We start from the raw sequence: 22,184 nt of genomic DNA on the forward strand, positions 1-22,184 counted from the left end.
ATGGCATTCAAGAAACGTTTTGCACCCCGGCGTAAGTTCTGCCGCTTCTGTGCGAATCCCGAGCTGCCTCTGGACTACAAGCGTCCTGATATCCTGAAGGATTTCACCACGGAGCGGGGCAAGATCATTGCCCGTCGTATTACAGGCACCTGCGCGAAGCATCAGCGCCAGCTTACCACAGAAATCAAGCGCGCCCGGCAAATGGCCCTCCTGTACTACACGGCCACGCACTCGAGCGAGGTGCTCAAGAAGACGGGACTGTAGGAGGATATGCCATGAAGCTCATACTCAGAGCCGATGTGGACAACCTGGGCGCCCTTGGCGATATCGTCACGGTGAAGCCCGGATATGGCCGCAACTACTTGATTCCCCAGGGCCTTGCCATGCCGGCGTCCGACGCGAACCTCAAGGTGTTCGAGCTGGAGCGCAGGAAGCTGCAGGCCAAGATGGACTCCGCCAAGGCCGAGGCCCAGGACATCGCCACCAAGGCCGCCGGCGCGGACATCATCATCGAAGTGCGCGTGGGCGAGAACAACCGTCTCTACGGTTCGGTCACCGCCAACGACATCGCAACGGCCATCGCCAAGGCTGCCGGCATCGAGGACGAGAAGATCGATCGCCGCAAGCTGTTGCTGGACGAGGCCATTCGCGCTCTCGGCTTCTACGAGATTCCCTTCCGCCCGTACCCCGGCGTGGAAGAGACCGTGACCGTCAAGGTCATCCGCCACGGCGGCACCGTGGAGGAAGTCGAGGAGCTGGAAGCCCAGCGCCGCGCTGAAGAGGCCGGTGAGACTCTGGCCGCCGCCGGCGAGGAAGAGGCTGTGGCCGAAGAAGCCGCCGCCGAAGGCGAGGAAGCTCCGGCCGAGGCCGCTGCTCCCGAAGCTGCCGCACCGGAAGCCGCCGAAGAGTCGGACGAGAACGCCTAAGAGGCTGTTTCAACAGCAACCTCCAGGGCTGTTCATAGATCACGCTGGCAAGGCGCAGGAAAAGTTCAAGAGCGATACGTAGCTGCAATACGTAAGGGTTTGAACTTTTCCCGGCAACGCCACCAGCGGGAGAGTTTCAACAGTCTGCGGGTCGGCGCCGGCAATGTCCGGTTCCGGCCCGCTTTTTCTTATATTTCAGCGGGTGGCGCGATTCCGTTCCGCTCCACACATCCTTTGCCACTAGCGGGCGAAGAAGGTAAGCTCCGACGCCATGAGCGATCAGTCCTACAACGCCGCCGGACCGTCCGGCCGTCCGTCCAAGCGTTCGGACGCCGGCACCGCCGATCTGTTGCGCAAGGTTCCGCCCCACAGCCTGGAGGCGGAGCAGGCAGTCCTCGGCGGCATCTTCATCAAATCCAGCGTCTTCCACTCCCTGGTAGACATCCTGGCGGAAGAGGATTTCTACTATCCCGCCCACCAGGCCGTTTATCGCGCTTTTCTCGATCTCTACTCCAAGTCCGTGCCCATCGACCTGGTCACCGTGGCCGAGTACTTGAAGGGCCGTAGCGAGCTGGAGCAGGTCGGCGGCGCGCCGTACCTGGCCGAGCTGGCCCAGTCCGTCATCTCCGCGTCCAACGCAGAGTACCACGCCAAGATCGTGCGCGATAAAGCCGTGCAGCGCGAACTCATCGAGGCCGGCACCGGCATCGTTGCTTCCTGCTTTGAAGGCGGCAAGGAAGTGGAGGCCATTCTGGAAGAGGCCGAGCAGTCGGTCTTCAAGATCGCGGAGCGCACCTCCGGCTCGGTGTTCGCGCAGTCCAAGCAGCTTGTGGACAACGTCTTCAAGGACCTGCAGGCCCGCGTGGAACGCAAGGAGCTCGTCACCGGCGTGCCCACCGGCTACCAGAAGCTCAACGAGATGACCGCCGGGTTCCAGCCCTCGGACCTCATCATCGTTGCCGCGCGGCCTTCCATGGGTAAGACGGCCTTTGCCTTGAACGTGGCCATGCGCGCCGCCGTCATGGACGATACGCCCACGGCCATCTACTCCCTGGAGATGTCCAAGGAGCAGCTCATGCAGCGCATGCTCTGCGCCTGGGGCAAGGTGGACCTGGCCGGTCTGCGGCGCGGCTACATCAACGACGACGACTGGTCGCGGCTCTACGATGCGGCCGACCACCTCTCCCGCGCGCCCATCTTCATCGACGACACGCCGTCCCTCTCCACGGTGGAGATCCGCGGCCGCTCGCGGCGGCTCAAGATGGAGCACAACCTCGGCCTCGTGGTGGTGGACTACCTGCAGCTCATGCGCGCCGGCCGGAACATCGACTCCCGCGAGCAGGAGATCTCGGAAATTTCCCGCTCCCTCAAGGCCCTGGCCAAAGAGCTGGACCTGCCGGTCATCGCGCTTTCGCAGCTCAACCGCAAGGTGGAGGAGCGTAGCGACAAGAAGCCGGTGCTCTCCGACCTGCGCGAGTCCGGCGCCATCGAGCAGGACGCCGACGTGATCATCTTCATCTACCGCGATGAGGTCTACAACAAGAAGGACGACAACCCGAAAAAGGGCACCGCGGACATCATCATCGGCAAGCAGCGCAACGGCCCCACCGGCGAGGTGCACCTGGCCTACCTGGGCTACTGCACCGCCTTTGAAGAGCTCACGGACTACGCCCCGCCCATGGAGTTGGGCGGCGTTCCCGCCTGAGTAATCCCGGACCACACGCCTCCCCGCCATCACTCACTTTTTCGAGGACACGCATGGAAATCTTTCACCCCGCAGAGATTCTGAGCCGCGACGAAATAGCTGCCGTGCAGACGCGGCGGCTTGCACGCGTCGTGAAACGCGCCGCCAGGTCGCCGTTCTACAAGGCCAAGCTGGACGAGATGGGCGTCGATCCCGAGTCCATCACCAGCCTGGATGACCTGACCCGGCTGCCCCTGACCACAAAAGACGACCTGCGCGCCAGCTACCCCTTCGGCATGCTGGCCGACGAGCACCGCGAGCTCGTACGGTTGCACGCCTCCAGCGGCACCACCGGCGCACCCACCGTGGTCTACCACACGGAAAAGGACCTGCGGACCTGGGCCGACCTCATGGCGCGCTGCATGCACATGGCCGGCATGCGCAAGGAAGACGTGTTCCAGAACATCGCTGGCTACGGCCTGTTCACCGGCGGCCTCGGCATCCACTACGGCGCAGAGCGCCTGGGCTGCCTGACCATCCCGGCCGGCGCCGGCAACACGGCCCGGCAGATCAAGCTGCTGCGCGACTTCAACGTCTCGGCCGTGCACATCATTCCCTCGTACGCCCTCTATCTGGCCGGCGTGGTGGCCGAGCAGGGGCTCGACCCGCGAGACTTGCCGCCGCGCATCGCGCTGATCGGAGCCGAGCCGCACTCCGAGGAGGCCCGCCGCCGCATCGAGGAGATGCTCGGGCTCAAGGCGTACAACTCCTACGGCCTCTCGGAAATGAACGGGCCTGGCGTGGCCTTCGAGTGCGAGCACCAGAACGGCATGCACCTCTGGGAGGACTCCTACATCGCCGAGATCCTGGACCCCCAGACTCAGGAGCCCGTGGCCGAAGGCGAGGTGGGTGAGCTCGTGATGACCACCCTGACGCGCGAGGCCATGCCGCTGCTGCGCTACCGCACACGCGACCTCACGCGGTTCCTGCCCGGCGAGTGCGCCTGCGGCCGGTTGCACCGCCGCATCGACCGTATTACCGGCCGCGCCGACGACATGCTCATCATCAAGGGCGTGAACATCTACCCCATGCAGATCGAGAAGATTCTCCTGGCCGTGCCCGAGGTGGCCCAGAACTACCAGATCGTGCTGGAACGCGAAGGCTACATCGACCAGATCAAGGTGCGCGTCGAGATCAAGGAAGAGTTCTTTATCGAAGACATGCGCGTGCTCGGCGGCATTCAGAAACGCATCGCCGGGCTCCTGCGCAACGAGCTTCTCGTCACCCCGCGCGTGGAGCTTGTCGAAGCCAAAAGCCTGCCCACCAGCGAAGGCAAAGCCTCCCGCGTGGTGGACCTGCGCGAAACCAAGGACTAGGCACGGCCTGGTTTTTGTCTGGGGAACGCTGTCCCCCAGGCCCTGGCGGGTTCCAAGGGCAGAGCCCTTGGGCAACATACGAGAATCACAACCAGGATCATTTCCATGGAACACGTGTGGATTATACTGTTCATCGTGCTGCTGGCGGCGCTGATGCCGTTGCACATGCTGGCCCTGCCGGTGAACTGGGTGGCGCTGGGGCTCATCTTCGTGTGGCGTTGGACGCATCCGGAGCTGGCCATTTCGCTGTCGTTCATGCTGCTGCTCGTGGGCATCTGCCTGCTGGGCGAGCTGGCCGAGTTTCTGTTCAAGTACTACGGGACCAAGAAGTACGGCGGCACCAGGAAGGGCGGCTGGGGCGGCATCATCGGGGCCATCATCGGAGCCATCACCGGCGCGCCGTTCTTTTTCGGCTTCGGCGCCGTGGTGGGTGCACTCCTGGGCGCATACGCCGGCTGTCTGATCATCGAGCTGGGCCAGGACCGCAGCTGGCCCGAGGCGCGCAAGGCGGCCATGGGCGCCATGCTGGGCAACTTCGCCGGCCTAGTGGCCAAGCTGGGCCTGGGCATCACCATGCTGGTGCTCACCGTGCCGCGCATCTGGCCGGGCTAACTGTCCATATTTTTAGTCGATGTTTGTTTTTCTGGCCCAAGGGCTCTGCCCTTGGAACCCGCCAGGGAACATTGCTCCCCGGCAGAGGGCCTGGGGGACAGAGTCCCCCAGATGAGCCAGTCTGAAGCCACACAGTGGGGGACAGCGTCCCCCAGTTAAAATAGACTATCGAGTCTTCCATGCTCTCAAATCTTGCCATTGTTCTGGTCAAAACCAAGTTTCCTGAAAATGTAGGCAGCGCGGCCCGGGCCATGGCCAACATGGGCGCATCCGAGCTCGTGCTGGTTTCGCCGCAGAGCTGGGACGAGGATCGCGCGTTGGCTCTGGCCACGCCCAAGGGCGCGCCCATCGTGCGTACGGCGCGTGTTGTGGACAATCTGGAAACGGCCCTGGCCGACTACGTGAAGGTCTACGCCACCACGGCGCGGACCGGTGGATGGCGCAAGGGCATCCAGACCCCGGCCCAGGCGGCGGCCGAGGCGCACGAGTTCATGGGCGAAGGCAAGATCGCGGTGGTCTTCGGGCCGGAGGATCGCGGCCTGACCAACGAGGAGGTGGAGATAGCCAGCCGGCTGCTGACCATCCCCACGGTGGACGACGCCAGCTCGCTGAACCTGGCCCAGGCCGTGCTCGTTGTCCTCTACCAGTGGTTCGCCTCCGCGCCGGGCGCGCCGTTCCGTCCTTCCGGCCCCCCCACCTCGCGCCTGGCCACGCATTCGGAGCAGGAGTCGCTCTTCGCCACGCTGCAGGAGACCCTCCTGGCCATCGACTTTCTCAAGGACGACAACCCCTCCTACTGGATGCTGCCGGTGCGGCGCTTCCTGGCGCGCATCAAGCTGCGCAAGAGCGAGTTCAACCTGCTCATGGGCATCTGCCGGCAGGTGCGCTGGATGTGCTCGCAGCGGGGGCTGGCTCCGCACCGGGACGAGAAGGACGCGGAGTAGCCGCCGTCCTGCCACTGCTTCCCGGCGACGGTCCTCCCATTGACGAAAAAAAGGCCGCAGCGAAACGCCGCGGCCTGTGCAGACTGGTATTGCGCGCTGGAATCAGACCAGCGGATGAACGCGCTCGCGCGCCCAGTAGACCATGTTGTATTTGACCTTGAGGGCTTCGACAATGGTGTTCTCGTCGGAACGGTCCATGGGCTGGAGGCGGATGTAGACCTCGCGGCGGCCTTCATCGGAGTGCTCCATGGTGGTGAGGATGGAGACCACGCGGGCGCCCTTGCCGCGGAGATCATCCAGAATGGTGCGCAGAGAGCCGGATTCCGTGGGCAGGTCGAAGCCCATTTGCACGCCGCCGTACTTGGCGCCGGTGATGGCGATGAGGACTTTGAAGATGTCCGAGTCCGAGATGATGCCCACAACTTTTCCGTCTTCATCGGTTACGGGCAACGAGCCGATGTTCTTCTCCTCCAGGAACAAAGCCGCTGATTCGACCGTGTCCGTCGGCGCGATGCTGAACGCCGGGGAGCTCATGATGTCTTTGATCTTGATGGAGGCGATGAGGTAGTACAACTCGTGGACGTCGAGGGTGGTGGCCTTGGAGGGCGAGGCCGCCCTGATATCGCGGTCTGAAACGATGCCCACGAGACGGCCGCCCTTGTCCACCACGGGGAGTTGGCTTATCTTGTTTTCCTTCATGATCTTGGACGCCTCGGGCATGGGGGTGTCCTGAGTAACGGTGATGACGTTGGAAGTCATCCAGTCGCGTACGAGCATGGCATCCTCCTGATTTGTTGGTATGATATCGTAATCTTGAAAACAGAGCTACTATCCGTTGCGTTTTTCCACGAGACGCCGGAAAGAGCCGGCAATCCGTTTGTCGGCGTGTACTCGAAATACGTAAGCTTGTGAACATCCCGCACCATCGCGCGGGGCTGGAGTTGCGATTATGACTTGGCGTTCGACCACCATGGGGGTGCCCTGGAATGTCTTTCTCATCGCCCTCGGGTCTGTGGTGTGCATGTATGGGGCTGTGGCCGTGGCCCAGCCGCACCACTTTCTTGTGGGCGGCCTCTTCGGCCTGTGCCTGTACCTCAAGTACGTAACGGGCTGGCTCTCCCCGGGCATCTGGTACGCCATCATCAACGTGCCAATCTTCCTGCTCGGCTGGTTCTTCGTCAGCCGGCGGTTTTTTATTTACTCCCTGTTCGGCGTGGCCGCGATCTTCCTGGCCGCGGAGCTCATTACCACCACGTTTCCCATCCACGACAAAATGCTCGCCGCCGTAACGGGCGGCGTGCTCTACGGCGCCGGCTCGGGCATTGTGCTGCGCTCTCTGGGCAGCTGCGGCGGCCTGGACATCATCTCCATCATCCTGTTCCAGAAGTGGAACATCCGCGTGGGCCAAGTGAGCTTTGTCGCCAACATGCTCATCTTCGCCACGGCCTTTGTCTCCATGGAGAACGACCTCATCCTCTACTCCGTGGCCATGGTCTTTGTCTCGGCCTCGGTCTGCGACTACGTGCTCTCCATGTTCAACCAGCGCAAAGTCGCCTTCATCATTTCCGATTCGGCCGAGACCATCGCCCGCACCGTGGTCAAGACCATCCAGCGCGGCGGCACTTTTCTGGAAGGCACGGGCATCTACTCCGGCAAGCGCAAGCAGGTGCTCATGGTCGTGGTCAACAACTATCAGCTCAAGCGGCTGGAGGAAACGGTGTTCAGCGTGGACCCCAACGCCTTCGTTATCGTGGAAAACACCTTCAACGTCCTCGGCGAGGGCTTCTCCAGAAGGAAAGTGTACTGATGCGGCTCTATCTCGATCTTTCCTACGGCATCGGCGGGGACATGCTCCTGGCCGCCCTGGCCGACGCCGGGCTCGACCTGGCTCCCCTTGAGGAAATGTTTCAGGAAGCAGGACTGACCGCGGCCGTGGCCGCCGTGGCCGAAACGCGTAGAGGCATCGCCGGCAAACGGCTCATTCTGGAGCAGGCCGAAGACCAACCCCTGCGCACCCTGGCCGACATCCAGGCCGTGCTGGATCGCCTGCCCCTGAATGACCGCGTGCGCGAGCGCAGCAGGGACGCCTTCCGCCGGCTGGCCGAGGTCGAGGCCGCGGTCCACGGCTGCGAGGTCGCCTCCATCCACTTCCACGAGGTCGGCGCCGTGGATACCCTGGTGGACGTGGTGGGCGCGATCTGGGGGTTCGACGTCCTGGGCGTCACCGAGGCGCGCGCCTCGGCCATTCCCTGGTTTACAGGCACCGTGACCTGCGCCCACGGCGAGATCTCCCTGCCGGCTCCGGCCGTGCTCCGGCTGCTGGAGGACAAGCCCGTGCGGCCCTCGTCCTTCACCCGCGAGATGGTCACGCCCACCGGCGCGCTGCTTCTGGACACGCTGGTGGACGGCTTTGACCACGATGGCGCGGCCGGTCCCAGCGGCAGATTGCACGCCGCCGGCCTGGGCTACGGCATGTGCGACACCGGCGGCGGTCTGCGTCTCTACCTGCTGGAGGAGGAGCCCGCGTCCAGCGATACGGTCTGGGTTCTGGAAAGCCACATCGACCACCTCTCCGGCGAGGAGCTGGGCCGGGCCTTCGAGGGCATCATGGCGGCCGGCGCTCTGGACGTGCTCGCCCTGCACGGCATCATGAAGAAAAATCGCCCGGCCGTGGCCCTGCGCGTGGTCTGCGACGACGCCCACCTGCAGGCCGTGGAGACCGCGTTTTTCGCTCAGACCCTCACCCTCGGCATCCGCCGCACCCGCACCGAACGCACCATCCTGCCTCGCACTGCCACCACCATGCACACGCCCTGGGGCGATATCCGCGCCAAGGCGTACACCCTGGCCGGACAGACCTTCATCGCGCCCGAGGACGACGCCCTGGCCGAGCTCGCTATCCAGACCGGACACTCCACCGCCGCCCTGCGCCGGCTGCTGATGTCGAAATAAATGGCTTGATTTATTAAGGATAGTTTGGACGATTTTTGGGGACGCTGTCCCCCAAAACCCCCTGCCAGGGGAATTCAATTCCCCTGGACCCCAGATATGGGTCCAGGGAGCTTAGCTCCCTGGTGGGAGTTTGAGGGCAAAGCCCTCAAGACCCTTTGCGGGGGTGTCCGAGGGGCGGCGCCCCTCGGCATCAGGCCAAGCGCAGGAAAAAGCCGGCCGACAAATCCGGATGATCGCAGACAAGGACGGCGTCCATGCCGGAGTGGGCGAGGGTGATGCGTTCGCCGGCCGCATTTTCCAGGGCATAGTCGCCAGGCGCGAGGCGCGGACGCTGCAGACCGGGCACGAGGATGTCGATGGCTGCGGCAGTGTCCCAGCGTCCTTTGACGGCCACGCTCCAGCGGTGGTCTCCGGCGGGGGCGATAATTTTGCCGGCCATGGGGCGGCGGATGAAGGGCGAGGCCTCGGGATCGTACAGGAGGCGCGGGGTTTCGCAGAAAAAACCGGTGCCGAGGGGCCGGGCCGCGGCGTGGCGCAGCTCGTCCATGACGGCTTGGCCGGGCATGCGACCATCGCAGAGGCCGTCCAGGGCGGCGCGGTAGGCGTCCACGGTCTGGGCAATGGCCTGCTCCGAGCGCATGCGACCTTCGATCTTGAGGGCGGCCACGCCGACGCGGCCGAACCAGCCGAGATGGTGGACCAGACAGAGGTCCTCCGGGGCGAAGAGGGCGCCAAAACCGTCGGCGCAGGCGGCGCGCCAAGTGGTGTGGCCGGGGCGCGTCTTTTCTTCGAGGTCAATGCTCTCGCGAACGGCGTACTCGAAGCGGCAGGGCTGGGTGCAGAGGCCCAAGTTGGCGGAGCGGCGGTTGATGGCCGCGCCGAGCAGACAGCGGCCGGAGATGGCCAGACACTGCGCGCCGTGGACAAAGCACTCCACCTCCACGCCGTGCTCACGGCCGGCCGCGGCCATGGCGGCGATGTCTGGGCCGGTGAGCTCCCGCGCCAGGTTGACGCGCGCAACGCCCTGATCGGCCCAGAAGGCCAGGGCCTCGCTGTTGGAGGTGTTGGCCTGGGTGGAGAGGTGCAGGGGATAGCGCGGGGCGATGCGTTGCGCCAGGCGGACCACGCCGGGGTCGGCCACGATGAGCGCGTGGGGCGAGGCCGCGGGATCGAGGTCGTTCAGCGCTTCCAGCCGCTCGCGCACGCCGTGCAGACCGGACTCGCGCGGCAGAATGTTGAGCGTGTAGTAGACGCGGGCCCCGAATGTATGCGCACACGTGCATGCGTCTTTCAGGGCCGGGATATCGAAGCCGGCGGCCTTGGCGCGCAGGGAGAGGTCTGGCCCGCCAAGGTACACGGCGTCTGCGCCGTAGCGCAGGGCCGTGGCCAGTTTGTCCGGTGTGCCGGCCGGGGCCAGCAGCTCGGGAATATGCGGGGCGTCCGGTATCAAAAGAGCACGGTAGGCGTCGTCTCGGTGGGCAGGCCCTTGTCCCGGCGGCGCTTTTTGAGGTCTTCGAGCACGGAGTAGGGGATGTCCAGCCTGCCGCGGCCTGTGCCCAGCCTGATGTCCGGCTTGATGGGACCGTGGAAGTCCGAGCCGCCGGCTACGCCGAGGTCCAGCCGTCTGGCCAGCTCCAGGAAAGAGCGCGTCTGCGACGGGCTGTGGTCGCTGTAGTACGCCTCGATGGCGTCGAGCCCCATGCCCTTGAGCGTGAGGATGAGCGAGGCGAGTTCGTCCTTGCCCAGGCCGATCTGGCAGGGGTGGGCCAGCACCGGGGTGGCGCCGTGGCGCTGCAGCAGCTCCAGGGAGTGCGCCGCGGTGAGCACCTTCTTGGGCTCGTAGGCCTTGCCGTTGGCGCCCAGGTAGCGGTCAAAGGCGTCCTGCGCCGAAGTGACGAAGCCCTTTTCCATCATGGCGGCGGCAAAGTGGGGCCGGCCCACGGCGCCGTCGCCAGCCTTGGCCAGCACGTCGTCATAAGAGAGGTTGATGCCCAGGTCGTTGAGTTTCTGGATGATGATGTGGTTGCGCTCGTTGCGGTGGCGGATGATCTCGTCCAGGGCGCTCTGGATGTCCGGCGCATCGAGGGGCAGCCACAGGGCCAGCATGTGGAAGCGCAGGGTCTCGTGCGTCACGGTGAGCTCGCAGCCGGGGATGAACTCCAGCCCGATTTCCTTCGCGGCCGTTGCGGCGCGTTCCAGGCCGTCCAGGGTGTCATGGTCGGTCAGGGCGATGGCTTTGAGCCCGGCGGTCTTGGCCGCGGCCATGAGCTCCTCCGGGCTCATGCTGCCGTCCGAGATGGAGGAATGGGTATGCAGATCAATTTCAGGCATGGTTTGTCTCGTGCTCCTTCTGCCGTGAGTGCTAGAGGAGGGGGGTGGTTCTGTCAACGAATGGCGGATGGTGTGATCGGGCGCGGCGAAAGGTGCTTGAATGACGCGCGGGAAGGGGATACAGAGCGGGCATGGCAATCGACAAAGAACTTCTCGACATACTCGTAAGCCCCAAGACCAAGGCGCCCGTGGTCCCCACCGAAGACGGCGAGGGCCTGTACTGCGAGCAGGAACGGATGGTCTACCCCATCCGGGACGGCATTCCGATCATGCTCGTGGAGGAGGCAGTCTCCTTCGACGAATGGCAGCGCGGCAAGCGCGAGGCCATCAAGCGCGGCGCGGTCTAGCCCGGCTTGAACAGGCTGTTGAAGGCCTGCGGCTGGCTGCATTGCGGTACAGAGTTCAAAGCCGCGCATGTCGCATCTACGCGTTGCCTTTGAGCTTTTCTTGCGCCGTGCCAGCGTGATTTTTGAACAGCCTGCCGTGGGAGAGCTCTTCGACATCTCTCCAGCGCGGTCCCTTACGAGGCCGATCCTTTCAGCAAGGACTCCAGCGCCGCAGTGTCGGTGACCGGGCTTTTACACGCGCGTTCTTCGCAGACGTAGGCCGTGGTGCGTCCGTCCTTTGGCGTCAAAGGCGCCGTCCACGGCGCGATCTTCTCCAGGCCGGGCCGGGTGGCAAGGGCCACGGCTCCTGGCAGATAGCGGGAGTCCACGGCGCGGCGCATGGCCTGCCACGTTTCGTCGCGCTCCTCCCCGGCAATGACGATCTCCATGGATTTTCCGCGCGCCAGATCCACGGCGCAAAGCATGAACGTATAGCCGGCCGGGTGCTGTGAGGCATCCGGATAGAAGGCGCGGGCGACCTCCTCGGCATAGCCCTCGTAATCCGGCACGCCCAGGAGGCGGGCCAGCTTGGTGAACACGAGCATGGCCACAGAGTTGGCCGAGGGGATGGCGGCGTCCTGGCCTTCCTTGGAGCGGGCCAGCAGCTGTTCCGCGTCCGACGCGGTGAAGTAGAAGCCGCCGCGCTCGGCGTCGCGGAAGCGGTCCAGAAAATCCCCGGCCAGGGCTGCGGCCGCCTCCAGCCAGGTGGAGTCGAATGTGGCTTCGTAGAGCTCCACCAGCCCCCACAGGAAGAAGGCGTAGTCCTCGGCATGGGCGGAAAGGCCGGCCTCGCCCTCGCGGTAGCGGTGCAGCAGGCGGCCGTCCTCGTCGCGCATCTCGTGCAGGATGAAGTTCGCGGCGGCCTCGGCGGCGTGGGTGTAGTCGGGCTGGTCCAGAGCGCGGCCGGCGCGCGCCAACGCCGCGATCATCAGCCCGTTCCAGTCGGTGAGGATCTTGTCGTCCAGCAGGGGGCGCCCCCGCTGGTTCCGCGCAGCAAAGAGCTGCTGGCGCGCATGCAGCAGGGTCTCGGCCAAGTACTTCTCGTCGATGCCAAGCTCGGCGGCCACGTCGTCCAATCCCTTGGGCAGATGGAGGATGTTGGCGCCGGTGCGATTGCCCGTGGCCTCCTCCAGGAAGTTGCCCTCGGCCGTCATGCCGTACGCCTTCTGGACTACGGCGGCGTTCTCCGGCCCCAGTATCTCCTCCACCTCGGCCGTGGTGAAGACGTAGAACTTGCCTTCCTCGCCTTCGCTGTCGGCGTCTTCGGCAGAGTAGAACCCGCCCGTGTCGGAGCGCATGTCGCGCAGCACGTAGGTGAGCACCTCCTTGACCGTGCCGCGAAATGCCGGGTTGCCGGTGATCTGGTACGCCTCGGTGTAGACCAGCGAGAGCAGGGCCTGGTCGTAGAGCATCTTCTCGAAGTGGGGCACCAGCCACTCGCGATCCGTGGAGTAGCGGTGGAAGCCGAAGCCCACGTGGTCGAACATGCCGCCGGCGCGCATGGCAATGAGGGTCTTTTCCACCATGGCCAGACCGTCCGCCTTGCCGTGGCGCGCCCACATGCGCAGCAGGAAAAGCAGGATGTGCGGGGTGGGGAACTTGGGCGCTTCGCCGAACCCGCCCCAGTGGTTGTCGAAGCGCTCGGCCAGGGAGGCGTACGCCTTTTCCATTTCGGCCTCGCCGATTTCGCCTTCGGCCTCTCGGGCCATCTGCCCGGTCATGAACGCCTGGAGATGGGCGGTGACGTGCTCGGCGGACTTGTCCAGCTCGGCGCGCTGGGCCTGCCACATCAGATTGACCTTGGGCACCAGGTCCAGCATGCCGGCGCGGCCGTACCGCGTTTCCTTGGGGATGTACGTGCCGGCGAAGAAGGGCTTCTTCTCCGGGGTGAGCAGCACCGTGAGCGGCCAGCCGCCCTGGCCGGTCATCAGGTGGCAGACCGTCATGTAGAGGTTGTCCAGGTCCGGCCGTTCTTCCCTGTCTACTTTTATGGACACGAAGGTGTCGTTCATCAGCGCGGCCACGGCCTCGTCCTCGAAGGACTCCTTTTCCATCACATGGCACCAGTGGCACGTGGAGTAGCCGATGGAGAGGAACACGGGCCTGTTTTCGCGGCGGGCGGTCTCGAAGGCCTCTTCGCACCACGGCCACCAGTCCACCGGGTTGTTTTTGTGCTGGAGCAGGTAGGGGCTCTTCTCGCGGGCGAGTCGGTTCTCATGCGTCATGTCGGCCTCGCTGTGGGCTAAGGGGTTCAGGGGCGGCAGTTCTCCGCTGCGGATTCGGATTGCTCGTAGGCGGCGCGGTATCTGGCGCGCAGCTGCTCGAAGGTTCCCTGCCCGATGGCGTCGCGGACCTCTTCCATCATCCGCAAATAGAAGCGCAGGTTGTGCAGGGTGTTGAGGCGGTAGGAGAGCAGCTCCCGCGCCATATAGAGGTGGCGCAGGTAGGCGCGGCTGAAGGTGCGGCAGGCGTAGCAGTCGCACTCCGGGTCCAGGGGCTCGGGATCGTCGCGGAACCGGGCCTGCTTGATGTTGATCTTGCCGAAAGAGGTGAACAACGTGCCGTTGCGGGCGTTGCGCGTGGGCAGCACGCAGTCGAACATGTCCACGCCCAGGGCCACGCCGTCCAGAATGTCCATGGGCGTGCCCACGCCCATGAGGTAGCGGGGCTTCTGGTCGGGCAGCAGCGGCGCGGTATGGGCCAGGAGCTGGCGCATCTCGTCCGGCGATTCACCCACGGACAGGCCGCCGATGGCGAAGCCTTCGAAGGGAATCTCCATGAGCTGCTGGGCGGACCTGGTGCGCAGGTCCTCGAAGAAGCCGCCCTGGACGATGCCGAACACGAGGCGGCCGTTCTGGCCCTCGGGGTGGGCGTCGCGGCAGCGCTGCGCCCAGCGGGTGGTCATCTCCAGGGACTTGGCCGTGTAGTCATACTCCGTGCCGTAGGCCACGCACTCGTCCAGGACCATCATGATGTCCGAGCCGAGGTTCTGCTGGATGGCGATGGCCTTCTCCGGGGTGAAGATGTGGCTGGAGCCGTCGATGTGCGAGCGGAAGGTGACGCCGTTCTCGGTGATCTCGCGCAGGCCGGCCAGGCTGAAGACCTGGAAGCCGCCGGAGTCGGTGAGCACGGGCCGGTCCCAGGCCGCGAAGCCGTGCAGGCCGCCCATTTGGGCCACGAGCTCGTCGCCGGGCCGCATGTAGAGGTGGTATGTGTTGCCGAGCACGATCTGCGCGCGGATTTCATCAAGATCGCGTGGGTCGATGGACTTGACTGAAGCTTGCGTGCCCACGGGCATGAAAACCGGGGTCTGCACCGTGCCGTGAGCCGTTTCCAGTGTGCCGCGGCGGGCGGCGCCGTCGCGTGCGAGGATTTGAAATGTTCCGGGGCGTGTCATCCGCCCAGAATACGCAGATTACCCGATCTTGGCAAAGCGCAAACACGGTTTCGCGTGCCGGTTGCAGGGGGATTTCCGGGGGCGCTGAAAGGGATGCGCGGCCGGGTTCGGGACGCGCGTTTTGTTGCGAGTGGGCGGCGCGTTCTACGGCTCTTCCATCCGTCCCAATGGCGCGATCTGCGGGCCGGTGCGCACGAGGAGCGACTCGGCCAGCTCGCTGCACCAGCCGCAACGGGCGCAGTCCTTGGCGCAGGTGGTCACGCGGCGCAGGAAGTCGCTCGGGATGTCCTCGTTGGGCAGGCGCAGCACCCCGGCCAGGGGCTCCATGGAGTCGTTGAGCAGCAGCAGGTTCCCGGAGAACGAGCCGCGGGCGTAAGCCTCCACGATGCGGCGCATCACGCCGGGGCCGCGGCTGCGGCCGCAGAGCTTGATTACGTCGGCCAGGCCCACGTAGCCGCTCTGGTCCTCGGGCCGGATAAAGGGCGAGGCCAGCAGCCGGCCGGGATCGTCGTGGAAGAGCCGCTGGCACCCCAGCTTCACGTTGCGGCCAAAGGCGGAGGCTGCCTCCGGGGCCATGCGCGCGTGGGCGATATGCGCGTCGTGCGCCGGCTTGAACGGGCACTGGTACAGGCAGCCCTCGTTGGCCATGAGCACGATGGAGAGCCGGGGCCGGACCTGGCGCAGGGCGGCCACGGTGCGTCGCAGCTTGGGCAGCCGGCGGTTCAGGGAACGGTCCAGCACCAGCCGACCCGGCTGGCGGAAACCAGCCGCATCAATGGCGTCGAAATGGGCGAAGGCCTTATCGGCGGAGTCGATGCAGGTGTTCACGCTGGGCACGGCCTCCAGCCTGGCGCAGAGCTCCGGCGCGGCCTCGGCCAGGGCGAAGAGCATGTAGACGTCGGCATAGACAATGCCGTCCACCACGCCGGCGTCGGTCAGACGGCCCAGCCGGGCGATGAGGTTGCCCAGCCCCTCGGGGGCGTAGGCGTCCGGCGCGTGGAAGCGGCTGTTCAGCAGGGCGAGGCGCCGCACACCGGGCAGGGATGCGAGCCAGCCGATGAGCTCGTCCACCGAGATGTGGAGGGACTCGTGCCGCGCGTCCGGGATGGCCGGGTCAAAGAGGCTGAAGTGAACCGAGGCGATGCGATCGCCCAGGTTGCGCACCAGACGGCAGTACTCCGTGTCCGGCAGCAGGGGCACGTCCAGCGGCAGCATGGTCCGTTCGTGAGTCGTATCCATAAGAAGAGTCGTCAGCTCCCGGTGCGCATCTGCCGCCAGAGCACGCGGTCCAGGGTGGACAGCAGGTCGGCGTAGAGGCCGCTTTGCTCCATGGCCTGGCCGAAGATGGCCTCGCGCCGTTCCTGCAGCGCTTTTTGCGACACGGCGTCCGGGTAGGTGCGCGAGAGGGTCATGGCCAGGCGCTCCGCCAGCAGATAGGAGGAGACCTCGTCGTGGAAGCCGGTGAGTGCGCGTTCGAAGGCCGTGGCCTCTTCCTCCAGCACCCGGATGGCCTCGTCCGAGGGCTCCATGGCCCGGCACTGCTGGAGCATGGCGCAGAGGTGGTTGAGGTGCGAGCCCGGAATGCCCGCTCGCCAGCCCAGGAGCCAGTCGTTGCGGTCAAAGAGCAGAAAGTGGTCGCGGCCCAGGTCCAGCAGCTCGCGCATTACGGCTCCGGCTCTGTCCAGCAGGGGATGCTCCCACTGCGCCGGCATGGAGCACAAGTTCCACGGCGGCACCTCGCGGACCAGGGGCGTCTCGCCCGTGAGCGTGGCCAGGATGTGCGCGAGCCACCCGTTGGCCTGAGGCGAGGCCGGTGTCTCTAGGTGCGCGTAGCTGAGCACGTAGCGGCCCTTGCCGAAGGTGCCGGCCACGATGCACGGCTGGCCGCGGATGAAGTCCGGCTTGAGCGTGAGGCCGTAGACCTGCTCCCAGTCCTGGAACGTGCCGGAGGGCAGGGAGGCGATGGGCAGATCGGCGATCCAGAAGTCGTCGCCGGGCTTGTCGTAGTGGGCCAGCACGCCCACATTCGTGGCAGGCTCGCTGGCGAAGCGCGCCGGCCACCACACGGGCAGCAGGGGCTCCTCGGGCAGGTCGGCCGGGATGAGGTCGGCGAAAGCGCCGTGGCACAGGCCGGCGCCATCGTTGCTCAGGGAAACGTGGATGTGCCCGCTGATGAGGTGCAGCATGCGGTCACGCATGGCCGCGCGCGTCCAGGGGCAGATGCCCAGGCCGTAGCGGCCCGTGAGCCCAAGGCCGGAGCCGCCGCAAAAACCGATGTACGTGCCGCCGCTCTCAATGTAGTTGCGGACCTCGGCCATGCCGGTTTTTCCGAGACGTTCGGCCTTGCGTCTGGCCACGCCTCCCGGTACGAGAAGCACGGCAGGCGGGTTGCTTGATAAGAGCCCTTGGGCTATGTCTTGCGCCTTGACCAGCCGGTATGGAATCCCGAACGAGTCCACGGCTCGCCATGCGAGCAGACCCCAGAGGTAGGATTCATCCCAGAGAATGTAACACTCGGCCATCGAGTCGTCCCGGTTGTGAGTAATGGTCAGCCGAACCGCGTGAACGCGGATCGCAAACTTTTTTCCTAGCAATACACACTCGATTTGCAAAGGGCGCGTGTGGCCGCGCGGCCCATTTCCTTCGATTCGGAGAATAGATCATGGCAGAAAAGACACTGCCCAAGGGCTACGAGCCCGCGGATGTAGAGAAACGCTGGTATCAGCACTGGGAAGAAACCAAAGCCTTCACCCCGGAGGCCGATCCCGAGCGAGAGTCGTACTCCATCGTGATCCCCCCGCCCAACGTGACGGGCAAGCTGCACATCGGCCATGCCCTGAACATGACCATGCAGGACATCCTCTGCCGTTTCAACAGGCAGCAGGGCAAGAACGTGCTCTGGGTGCCGGGTATGGACCACGCCGGCATCGCCACCCAGAACGTGGTGGAGCGCCAGCTTGCAGCGGAAGGTGTGAGCCGCGAGGACCTGGGCCGCGAGAAGTTCGTGGAGCGCGTCTGGCAATGGAAGGAAGAGTACGGCGGCGCGATTCTGCAGCAGATTCGCCGGCTGGGCGCTTCCGTGGACTGGACCCGCGAGCGTTTCACCTACGACGAGCATCTTTCCAAAGCCGTGCGCGAGGTCTTTGTCCAGCTCTACGAAGAAGGGCTGATCTACAAGGGCGACTACATCATCAACTGGTGCAATCGCTGCCACACCGCCCTGGCCGACGACGAGGTGGAGTACGCGGCCAAGGCCGGCAAGCTGTACCTCATCCGCTATCCATACTCCGCCAAGGGCGGCTCCGGCGAGCGGCTGCCCGATCTGGTGGTGGCCACCACACGGCCCGAGACCATGCTGGGCGACACGGCCGTGGCCGTGAACCCCGAGGATGAGCGCTACAAGGACGCCATCGGTATGGAGGTGGCCCTGCCGCTGACGAACCGGACCATCCCGGTGATCGGCGATTCCTACGTAGACATGGAGTTCGGCACGGGCTGTCTGAAGATCACTCCGGCGCACGATCCCAACGACTTCGAGATCGGCCGCAAGCACGGCCTGGAGGCGCTCCAGGTCATCACTTCCCGCGGCATCATGAGCGATGCGGCCGGGCCGGAGTTCGCCGGCCTGACCACCCAGGAGGCGCGCAAGAAGGTTGTGGCCGAGCTCAAGGCCCGCGGCTTCCTCGTGGAGGTCCAGGACTACGACCACAACGTGGGCCAGTGTTACCGCTGCAAGTCGGTCATCGAGCCCCACGTCTCCACCCAGTGGTTCGTCAAGGTGGGCCCCCTGGCCAAAGCGGCGCGCGCCGCCGTGGCCGACGGCGAGACCAAAATTCTTCCGGACCAGTGGGTCAAGGTCTACTACAACTGGCTGGACAACATCCGCGACTGGTGCATCTCCCGCCAGCTCTGGTGGGGGCACCGCATCCCGGCGTGGACCTGCGAGGAGTGCGGCGAGCTGACCGTCTCCCGCGAGGACCCCATGGCCTGCGCCCACTGCGGCTCGGCTAAGCTGGTGCAGGACGAGGATGTGCTGGATACCTGGTTCTCTTCGGCCCTGTGGCCGTTCTCCACCATGGGCTGGCCGGAAAAGACCAAGGACCTGGAGGTGTTCTACCCCACGTCCGTGCTGGTCACCGCCTTCGACATCCTCTTCTTCTGGGTCGCCCGCATGATGATGATGGGCATCCACTTCATGGGCAAGGCGCCGTTCTCCGACGTCTACATCCACGCCCTGGTGCGCGACGCCGAGGGCAAGAAGATGTCCAAGTCCGTGGGCAACGTCATCGACCCCTTGATCATGATCGACAAGTACGGCTGCGACGCCCTGCGCTTCACGCTCACGGCTTTTGCCGCCATGGGCCGGGACATCAAGCTCTCCGAGGAGCGCATCGAGGGCTACCGCCACTTCGTGAACAAGCTGTGGAACGCGGCGCGCTTCGTGATGATGAACCTGCCCGAGTCCATGCCGGCCGACGCCGCTGAGCGCGAGGTGGAGAAGACCCCGGGCGTGCACCATCAGTGGATCTTCCACCGGCTGGAGCAGGTCAAGGAGGATGTGGCCTCCGCCCTGACCGAGTACCGTTTCAACGACGCGGCCCAGGCCCTGTACCAGTTCATCTGGCACGAGTTCTGCGACTGGTACCTGGAGATGCTCAAGCCGGAGTTCAACGGCGAGGACGACAACGCCCGCGAGGCCGCGCAGGTGGCCGTGTGGACCGCCTTTACCGAGGTCCTGGTGCTGCTGCACCCCATCATGCCGTTCGTTACGGCCGAGATCTGGGCCGTGCTGCCGGATACGGCCGGCGACGACATCGTCCATGCGCCGTACCCGGCCCCGCGCCCCGGCGCCAAGAACGAGGCCGCCGAGAAGGCCATGGTCCTGGTGCAGGAGACCATCGTGGCCGTGCGCAATATCCGCGGCGAGCTGAACATCGCCCCGTCCAAGGGGCTGGCGCTCATGGTCCGGCCATCGGATGCGGACGCCGCCCGGATTCTGGAGGAGAACCGCTCCATGATCTCCACCCTGGCGCGTCTCGATTCCCTCACCGTGGACGCGGACATTACGCCGCCCAAGGCCGTGGCCTCGGCCGTCGTCCGTGGCTCGGAGTGCTACGTGCCCCTGGCCGGCGCCATCGACTTCGAGGACGAGCTGGCCCGACTGGACAAGGAGCTTGGCAAGATAGAAAAGGAGCTCGCCGTGGGCGCCAAGAAGCTGGCCAACGAGGGCTTTGTTTCCAAGGCCCCGGCCGAGGTGGTCGCCAAGGAAAAGGAAAAGGTCGAGACCCTTTCCGACAAGCGCGACAAGCTTATTGATCTCAAGGAGCGGCTCGCCGCCGCCAGCCAGGAATAGGAGTATCGATGAAGGTCTACCTCTTGGGAGCAGGCCCGGGCGATCCCGGCCTTCTGACCCGCAAGGCCGAGGATGTGCTCGCCACGGCGGACGTGGTTGTCTACGACTATCTGGCGAGCCCCAAGCTGCTGGATCTCTGCCGTCCGGATGCGGAGATTCTGTACGTGGGCAAGAAGGGGGGCGACCACACCCTGCCGCAGGACAAGATCAACGAGCTGCTGGTACAGAAGGCCAAAGAAGGCAAGATCGTGGCCCGGCTCAAGGGCGGCGATCCCTACGTCTTTGGCCGCGGCGCGGAAGAGGCCGAGGAGCTGTTGGAAGCAGGCGTGGACTTCGAGGTCGTGCCCGGCGTGACCTCGGCGGTGGCCGGCCCGGCCTACGCGGGCATTCCCATCACCCACCGCAAGTACGCCTCGTCCGTCAGCTTCATCACCGGCCACGAGGACCCCACCAAGGCCGAGAGCGCCCTGAACTGGGACGCGCTGGCCAAGTCCGCGTCCACCCTGGTCTTTTTCATGGGCATGAAGAACCTGCCCATGATCTCCAGGAATCTCATCGCGGCGGGCATGCGCTCCGACATGCCCGTGGCCCTGGTCCATTGGGGCACCACCTGCAGGCACCGCTCCCTGGTGAGCACGCTGGAGACTGTGGCCGAGGACGCCGTGACCCATCAGTTCAAAGCGCCGTCGCTCATCGTGGTGGGCGAGGTGGTCCAGCTCCGCGACACCCTGAACACCTTTGAGCGCAAGCCGCTGCTGGGCAAGGGCGTGGTGGTTACCCGCGCGCGTCACCAGGCCAGCTCCATTGCCGAGGACCTGGCCGAGCTGGGCGCGTGCGTGTACGAGTTCCCGACCATCGCCATCGAGCCCCTGGCCGACATGACCCACGTGGTGGCGGCCATCGAGAAGCTGCCCGAGTACGACTGGCTCATTTTCACCTCGGTCAACGGAGTCTGGAACTTCTTTGCCGAGCTCAACGCCATGGACAAGGACACCCGCGCCCTGGGCGGCGTGCAGGTGGCGGCCATCGGCCCGGCCACGGCCGAGGCGCTGGAGGAGTATGGCGTTATCCCGGACTTCGTGCCCGACAAGTACGTGGCCGAGTCCGTGGTGGAGGGCATGCTGGCCCGCGGCGCGGCCGGCAAGAAGATTCTCATTCCCCGCGCCAAAGAGGCGCGCGAGGTGCTGCCGGATGAGCTGCGCAAGGCCGGCGCCGAGGTGGAGATTCTGCCCGTATACGAGACCGTGCTGGCCGAAAGCGGCTCCGAGGAGATCGAGGAGGCCATGGAGGCCGGCGACATTCACTGCGTCACCTTCGCCTCCAGCAGCACGGTGGACAACTTCTTCAAGCTGGTGAAGCCCGAAGCGCTGCAAAAGTACGAAGGCGGCGTGAAGCTGGCCTGCATTGGCCCGGTAACGGCCAAGACGCTGGCCGGATACGGCTTCACCCCCGACATCCAGCCCGAGGACTACACCATTCCCGCGCTGGTGGACGCCGTGGCCCAGGCCCTCGGCCCCAAGAAATAACGAACTCAGGAACGTCATGAAGCTCGCAGTGCTCGTATCGGGCTCGGGGTCGAACCTCCAGTCCATCATCGACCATGTGGAGGCCGGCCATATCGCGGCCGAGATCGCCGTGGTCTTTTCCAACAAAGAGGACGCCTACGGCCTGACCCGCGCCAGAAATCACGGCATCCCCACGGCCGTGATCCAGCACACCGAGTTCACCGACCGCGAGGCGTTCGACGCCGCCATGGTCCGCGCGCTCCAGGAGCATGGCGCGGACACCGTAGCCCTGGCCGGGTTCATGCGCATGCTCACGCCGGTGTTTCTGAACGCCTTTCCCATGCGCGTGCTCAACATCCATCCCGCGCTGCTGCCCAGCTTTCCCGGAACGCACGGGCAGCACGACGCCGCGACGTTCGGCGTGCGCCTGGCCGGTTGCACGGTCCATTTTGTGGATGAAAAGATGGACCACGGCCCGGTGGTCATCCAGGCAGCACTGCCCGTTACGCCGGGAATCGCCGGCGACGACCTGGCCGGGCAGATTCTGCGGCTGGAGCACCGCGTCTACCCGCAGGCCCTGGCCTGGATGGCGCAGGACCGCATCCGGCTGGACGGCCGCATCGTGCACATAGAGGGCTCCGGCGTTCCGGTGTGCGATACGGACGGCGTGGGGCCGTATCTGGTGAACCCGCCCCTGGAAGACGACTTCGCTGCATAA

At 65.3% G+C, this 22,184-nt stretch carries 19 protein-coding genes; 12 read left to right on the forward strand and 7 right to left on the reverse strand.

The features are described from left to right. The 6 genes from rpsR to E8L03_RS17305 all read left to right on the forward strand — a co-directional run bounded on the left by rpsR (position 1) and on the right by E8L03_RS17305 (position 5,542). Positions 1 to 264 carry a 30S ribosomal protein S18 gene (gene rpsR / locus E8L03_RS17280; protein WP_144305215.1) on the forward strand — a complete coding sequence of 88 codons (264 nt, stop codon included), beginning with the start codon at positions 1 to 3 and terminating at the stop codon, positions 262 to 264. Positions 265 to 275: 11 nt separating this feature from the next. Beyond that, on the forward strand, positions 276 to 926 hold the full coding sequence (rplI, locus tag E8L03_RS17285; protein ID WP_171268024.1) for a 50S ribosomal protein L9: 651 nt from the start codon (positions 276 to 278) through the stop codon (positions 924 to 926). Positions 927 to 1,197: 271 nt separating this feature from the next. Beyond that, a complete protein-coding gene (dnaB, locus tag E8L03_RS17290) occupies positions 1,198 to 2,631 on the forward strand; it encodes a replicative DNA helicase (RefSeq protein ID WP_144305213.1) in 1,434 nt (477 codons plus the stop codon). A 53-nt stretch (positions 2,632 to 2,684) separates the two neighbouring features. Then, the gene (locus E8L03_RS17295) at positions 2,685 to 3,986 is read left to right on the forward strand and encodes a phenylacetate--CoA ligase family protein (protein WP_171268025.1); all 1,302 of its coding nucleotides are present in this window, start codon (positions 2,685 to 2,687) and stop codon (positions 3,984 to 3,986) included. Between the two features lie 105 nt (positions 3,987 to 4,091). Then, on the forward strand, positions 4,092 to 4,598 hold the full coding sequence (locus E8L03_RS17300; protein WP_171268026.1) for a DUF456 domain-containing protein: 507 nt from the start codon (positions 4,092 to 4,094) through the stop codon (positions 4,596 to 4,598). Between the two features lie 179 nt (positions 4,599 to 4,777). Continuing rightward, positions 4,778 to 5,542 (forward strand): RNA methyltransferase, encoded by a 765-nt coding sequence (locus E8L03_RS17305; protein ID WP_144305210.1) that lies wholly within the window; start codon positions 4,778 to 4,780, stop codon positions 5,540 to 5,542. A 102-nt stretch (positions 5,543 to 5,644) separates the two neighbouring features. Here E8L03_RS17305 and E8L03_RS17310 read toward each other — a convergent pair whose 3' ends face one another. Further along, positions 5,645 to 6,319, reverse strand: coding sequence for a CBS and ACT domain-containing protein (locus E8L03_RS17310; RefSeq protein ID WP_144305209.1), 675 nt, complete (start codon positions 6,317 to 6,319; stop codon positions 5,645 to 5,647). A 172-nt stretch (positions 6,320 to 6,491) separates the two neighbouring features. Between E8L03_RS17310 and E8L03_RS17315 the strand changes: the two genes are divergently transcribed. Both E8L03_RS17315 and larC read left to right on the forward strand, forming a co-directional pair. Beyond that, positions 6,492 to 7,349, forward strand: a complete 858-nt coding sequence (locus E8L03_RS17315; protein ID WP_171268027.1) for a YitT family protein — start codon at positions 6,492 to 6,494, stop codon at positions 7,347 to 7,349. Beyond that, positions 7,349 to 8,494: a nickel pincer cofactor biosynthesis protein LarC gene (larC, locus tag E8L03_RS17320; RefSeq protein WP_244963556.1), complete on the forward strand. Its 1,146-nt coding sequence runs from the start codon at positions 7,349 to 7,351 to the stop codon at positions 8,492 to 8,494. Before E8L03_RS17315 ends, larC begins: the two co-directional genes overlap by 1 nt. Positions 8,495 to 8,684: 190 nt before the next feature. Here larC and E8L03_RS17325 read toward each other — a convergent pair whose 3' ends face one another. Further along, positions 8,685 to 9,944 carry a peptidase U32 family protein gene (locus E8L03_RS17325; RefSeq protein ID WP_244963558.1) on the reverse strand — a complete coding sequence of 420 codons (1,260 nt, stop codon included), beginning with the start codon at positions 9,942 to 9,944 and terminating at the stop codon, positions 8,685 to 8,687. Continuing rightward, positions 9,941 to 10,825 (reverse strand): PHP domain-containing protein, encoded by an 885-nt coding sequence (locus E8L03_RS17330; protein ID WP_144305207.1) that lies wholly within the window; start codon positions 10,823 to 10,825, stop codon positions 9,941 to 9,943. The genes E8L03_RS17325 and E8L03_RS17330 overlap by 4 nt, the downstream gene beginning before the upstream one ends. Before the next feature lie 131 nt (positions 10,826 to 10,956). On the opposite strand from E8L03_RS17330, the gene E8L03_RS17335 reads away from it, so the two are divergent. Further along, a complete protein-coding gene (locus E8L03_RS17335; protein ID WP_144305206.1) occupies positions 10,957 to 11,172 on the forward strand; it encodes a Trm112 family protein in 216 nt (71 codons plus the stop codon). A gap of 173 nt (positions 11,173 to 11,345) precedes the next feature. Here the strand turns inward: E8L03_RS17335 and E8L03_RS17340 are convergent, their stop codons facing one another. The 4 genes from E8L03_RS17340 to E8L03_RS17355 form a co-directional block, all read right to left on the reverse strand. Beyond that, on the reverse strand, positions 11,346 to 13,436 hold the full coding sequence (locus E8L03_RS17340; RefSeq protein ID WP_171268028.1) for a thioredoxin domain-containing protein: 2,091 nt from the start codon (positions 13,434 to 13,436) through the stop codon (positions 11,346 to 11,348). 26 nt (positions 13,437 to 13,462) lie between these two features. Beyond that, complete coding sequence (gene tgt, locus E8L03_RS17345; protein ID WP_171268029.1) at positions 13,463 to 14,608, reverse strand: tRNA guanosine(34) transglycosylase Tgt; 1,146 nt, start codon at positions 14,606 to 14,608, stop codon at positions 13,463 to 13,465. Positions 14,609 to 14,752: 144 nt separating this feature from the next. Continuing rightward, positions 14,753 to 15,847, reverse strand: a complete 1,095-nt coding sequence (locus E8L03_RS17350) for a hypothetical protein (protein ID WP_171268030.1) — start codon at positions 15,845 to 15,847, stop codon at positions 14,753 to 14,755. 11 nt (positions 15,848 to 15,858) lie between these two features. Then, entirely contained in the window at positions 15,859 to 17,130 is a 1,272-nt protein-coding gene (locus E8L03_RS17355; RefSeq protein ID WP_171268031.1) for a BPL-N domain-containing protein, read from the reverse strand. Between the two features lie 140 nt (positions 17,131 to 17,270). On the opposite strand from E8L03_RS17355, the gene E8L03_RS17360 reads away from it, so the two are divergent. The 3 genes from E8L03_RS17360 to purN are packed head-to-tail and all read left to right on the forward strand — an operon-like array spanning position 17,271 to position 22,184. After that, positions 17,271 to 19,961: a valine--tRNA ligase gene (locus E8L03_RS17360; RefSeq protein ID WP_171268032.1), complete on the forward strand. Its 2,691-nt coding sequence runs from the start codon at positions 17,271 to 17,273 to the stop codon at positions 19,959 to 19,961. A gap of 8 nt (positions 19,962 to 19,969) precedes the next feature. Continuing rightward, complete coding sequence (gene cobA / locus E8L03_RS17365; protein ID WP_171268033.1) at positions 19,970 to 21,487, forward strand: uroporphyrinogen-III C-methyltransferase; 1,518 nt, start codon at positions 19,970 to 19,972, stop codon at positions 21,485 to 21,487. A 16-nt stretch (positions 21,488 to 21,503) separates the two neighbouring features. Next, positions 21,504 to 22,184, forward strand: a complete 681-nt coding sequence (gene purN, locus E8L03_RS17370; RefSeq protein ID WP_144305199.1) for a phosphoribosylglycinamide formyltransferase — start codon at positions 21,504 to 21,506, stop codon at positions 22,182 to 22,184.

The organism is Oceanidesulfovibrio marinus (assembly GCF_013085545.1).
Classification (GTDB): domain Bacteria; phylum Desulfobacterota; class Desulfovibrionia; order Desulfovibrionales; family Desulfovibrionaceae; genus Oceanidesulfovibrio; species Oceanidesulfovibrio marinus.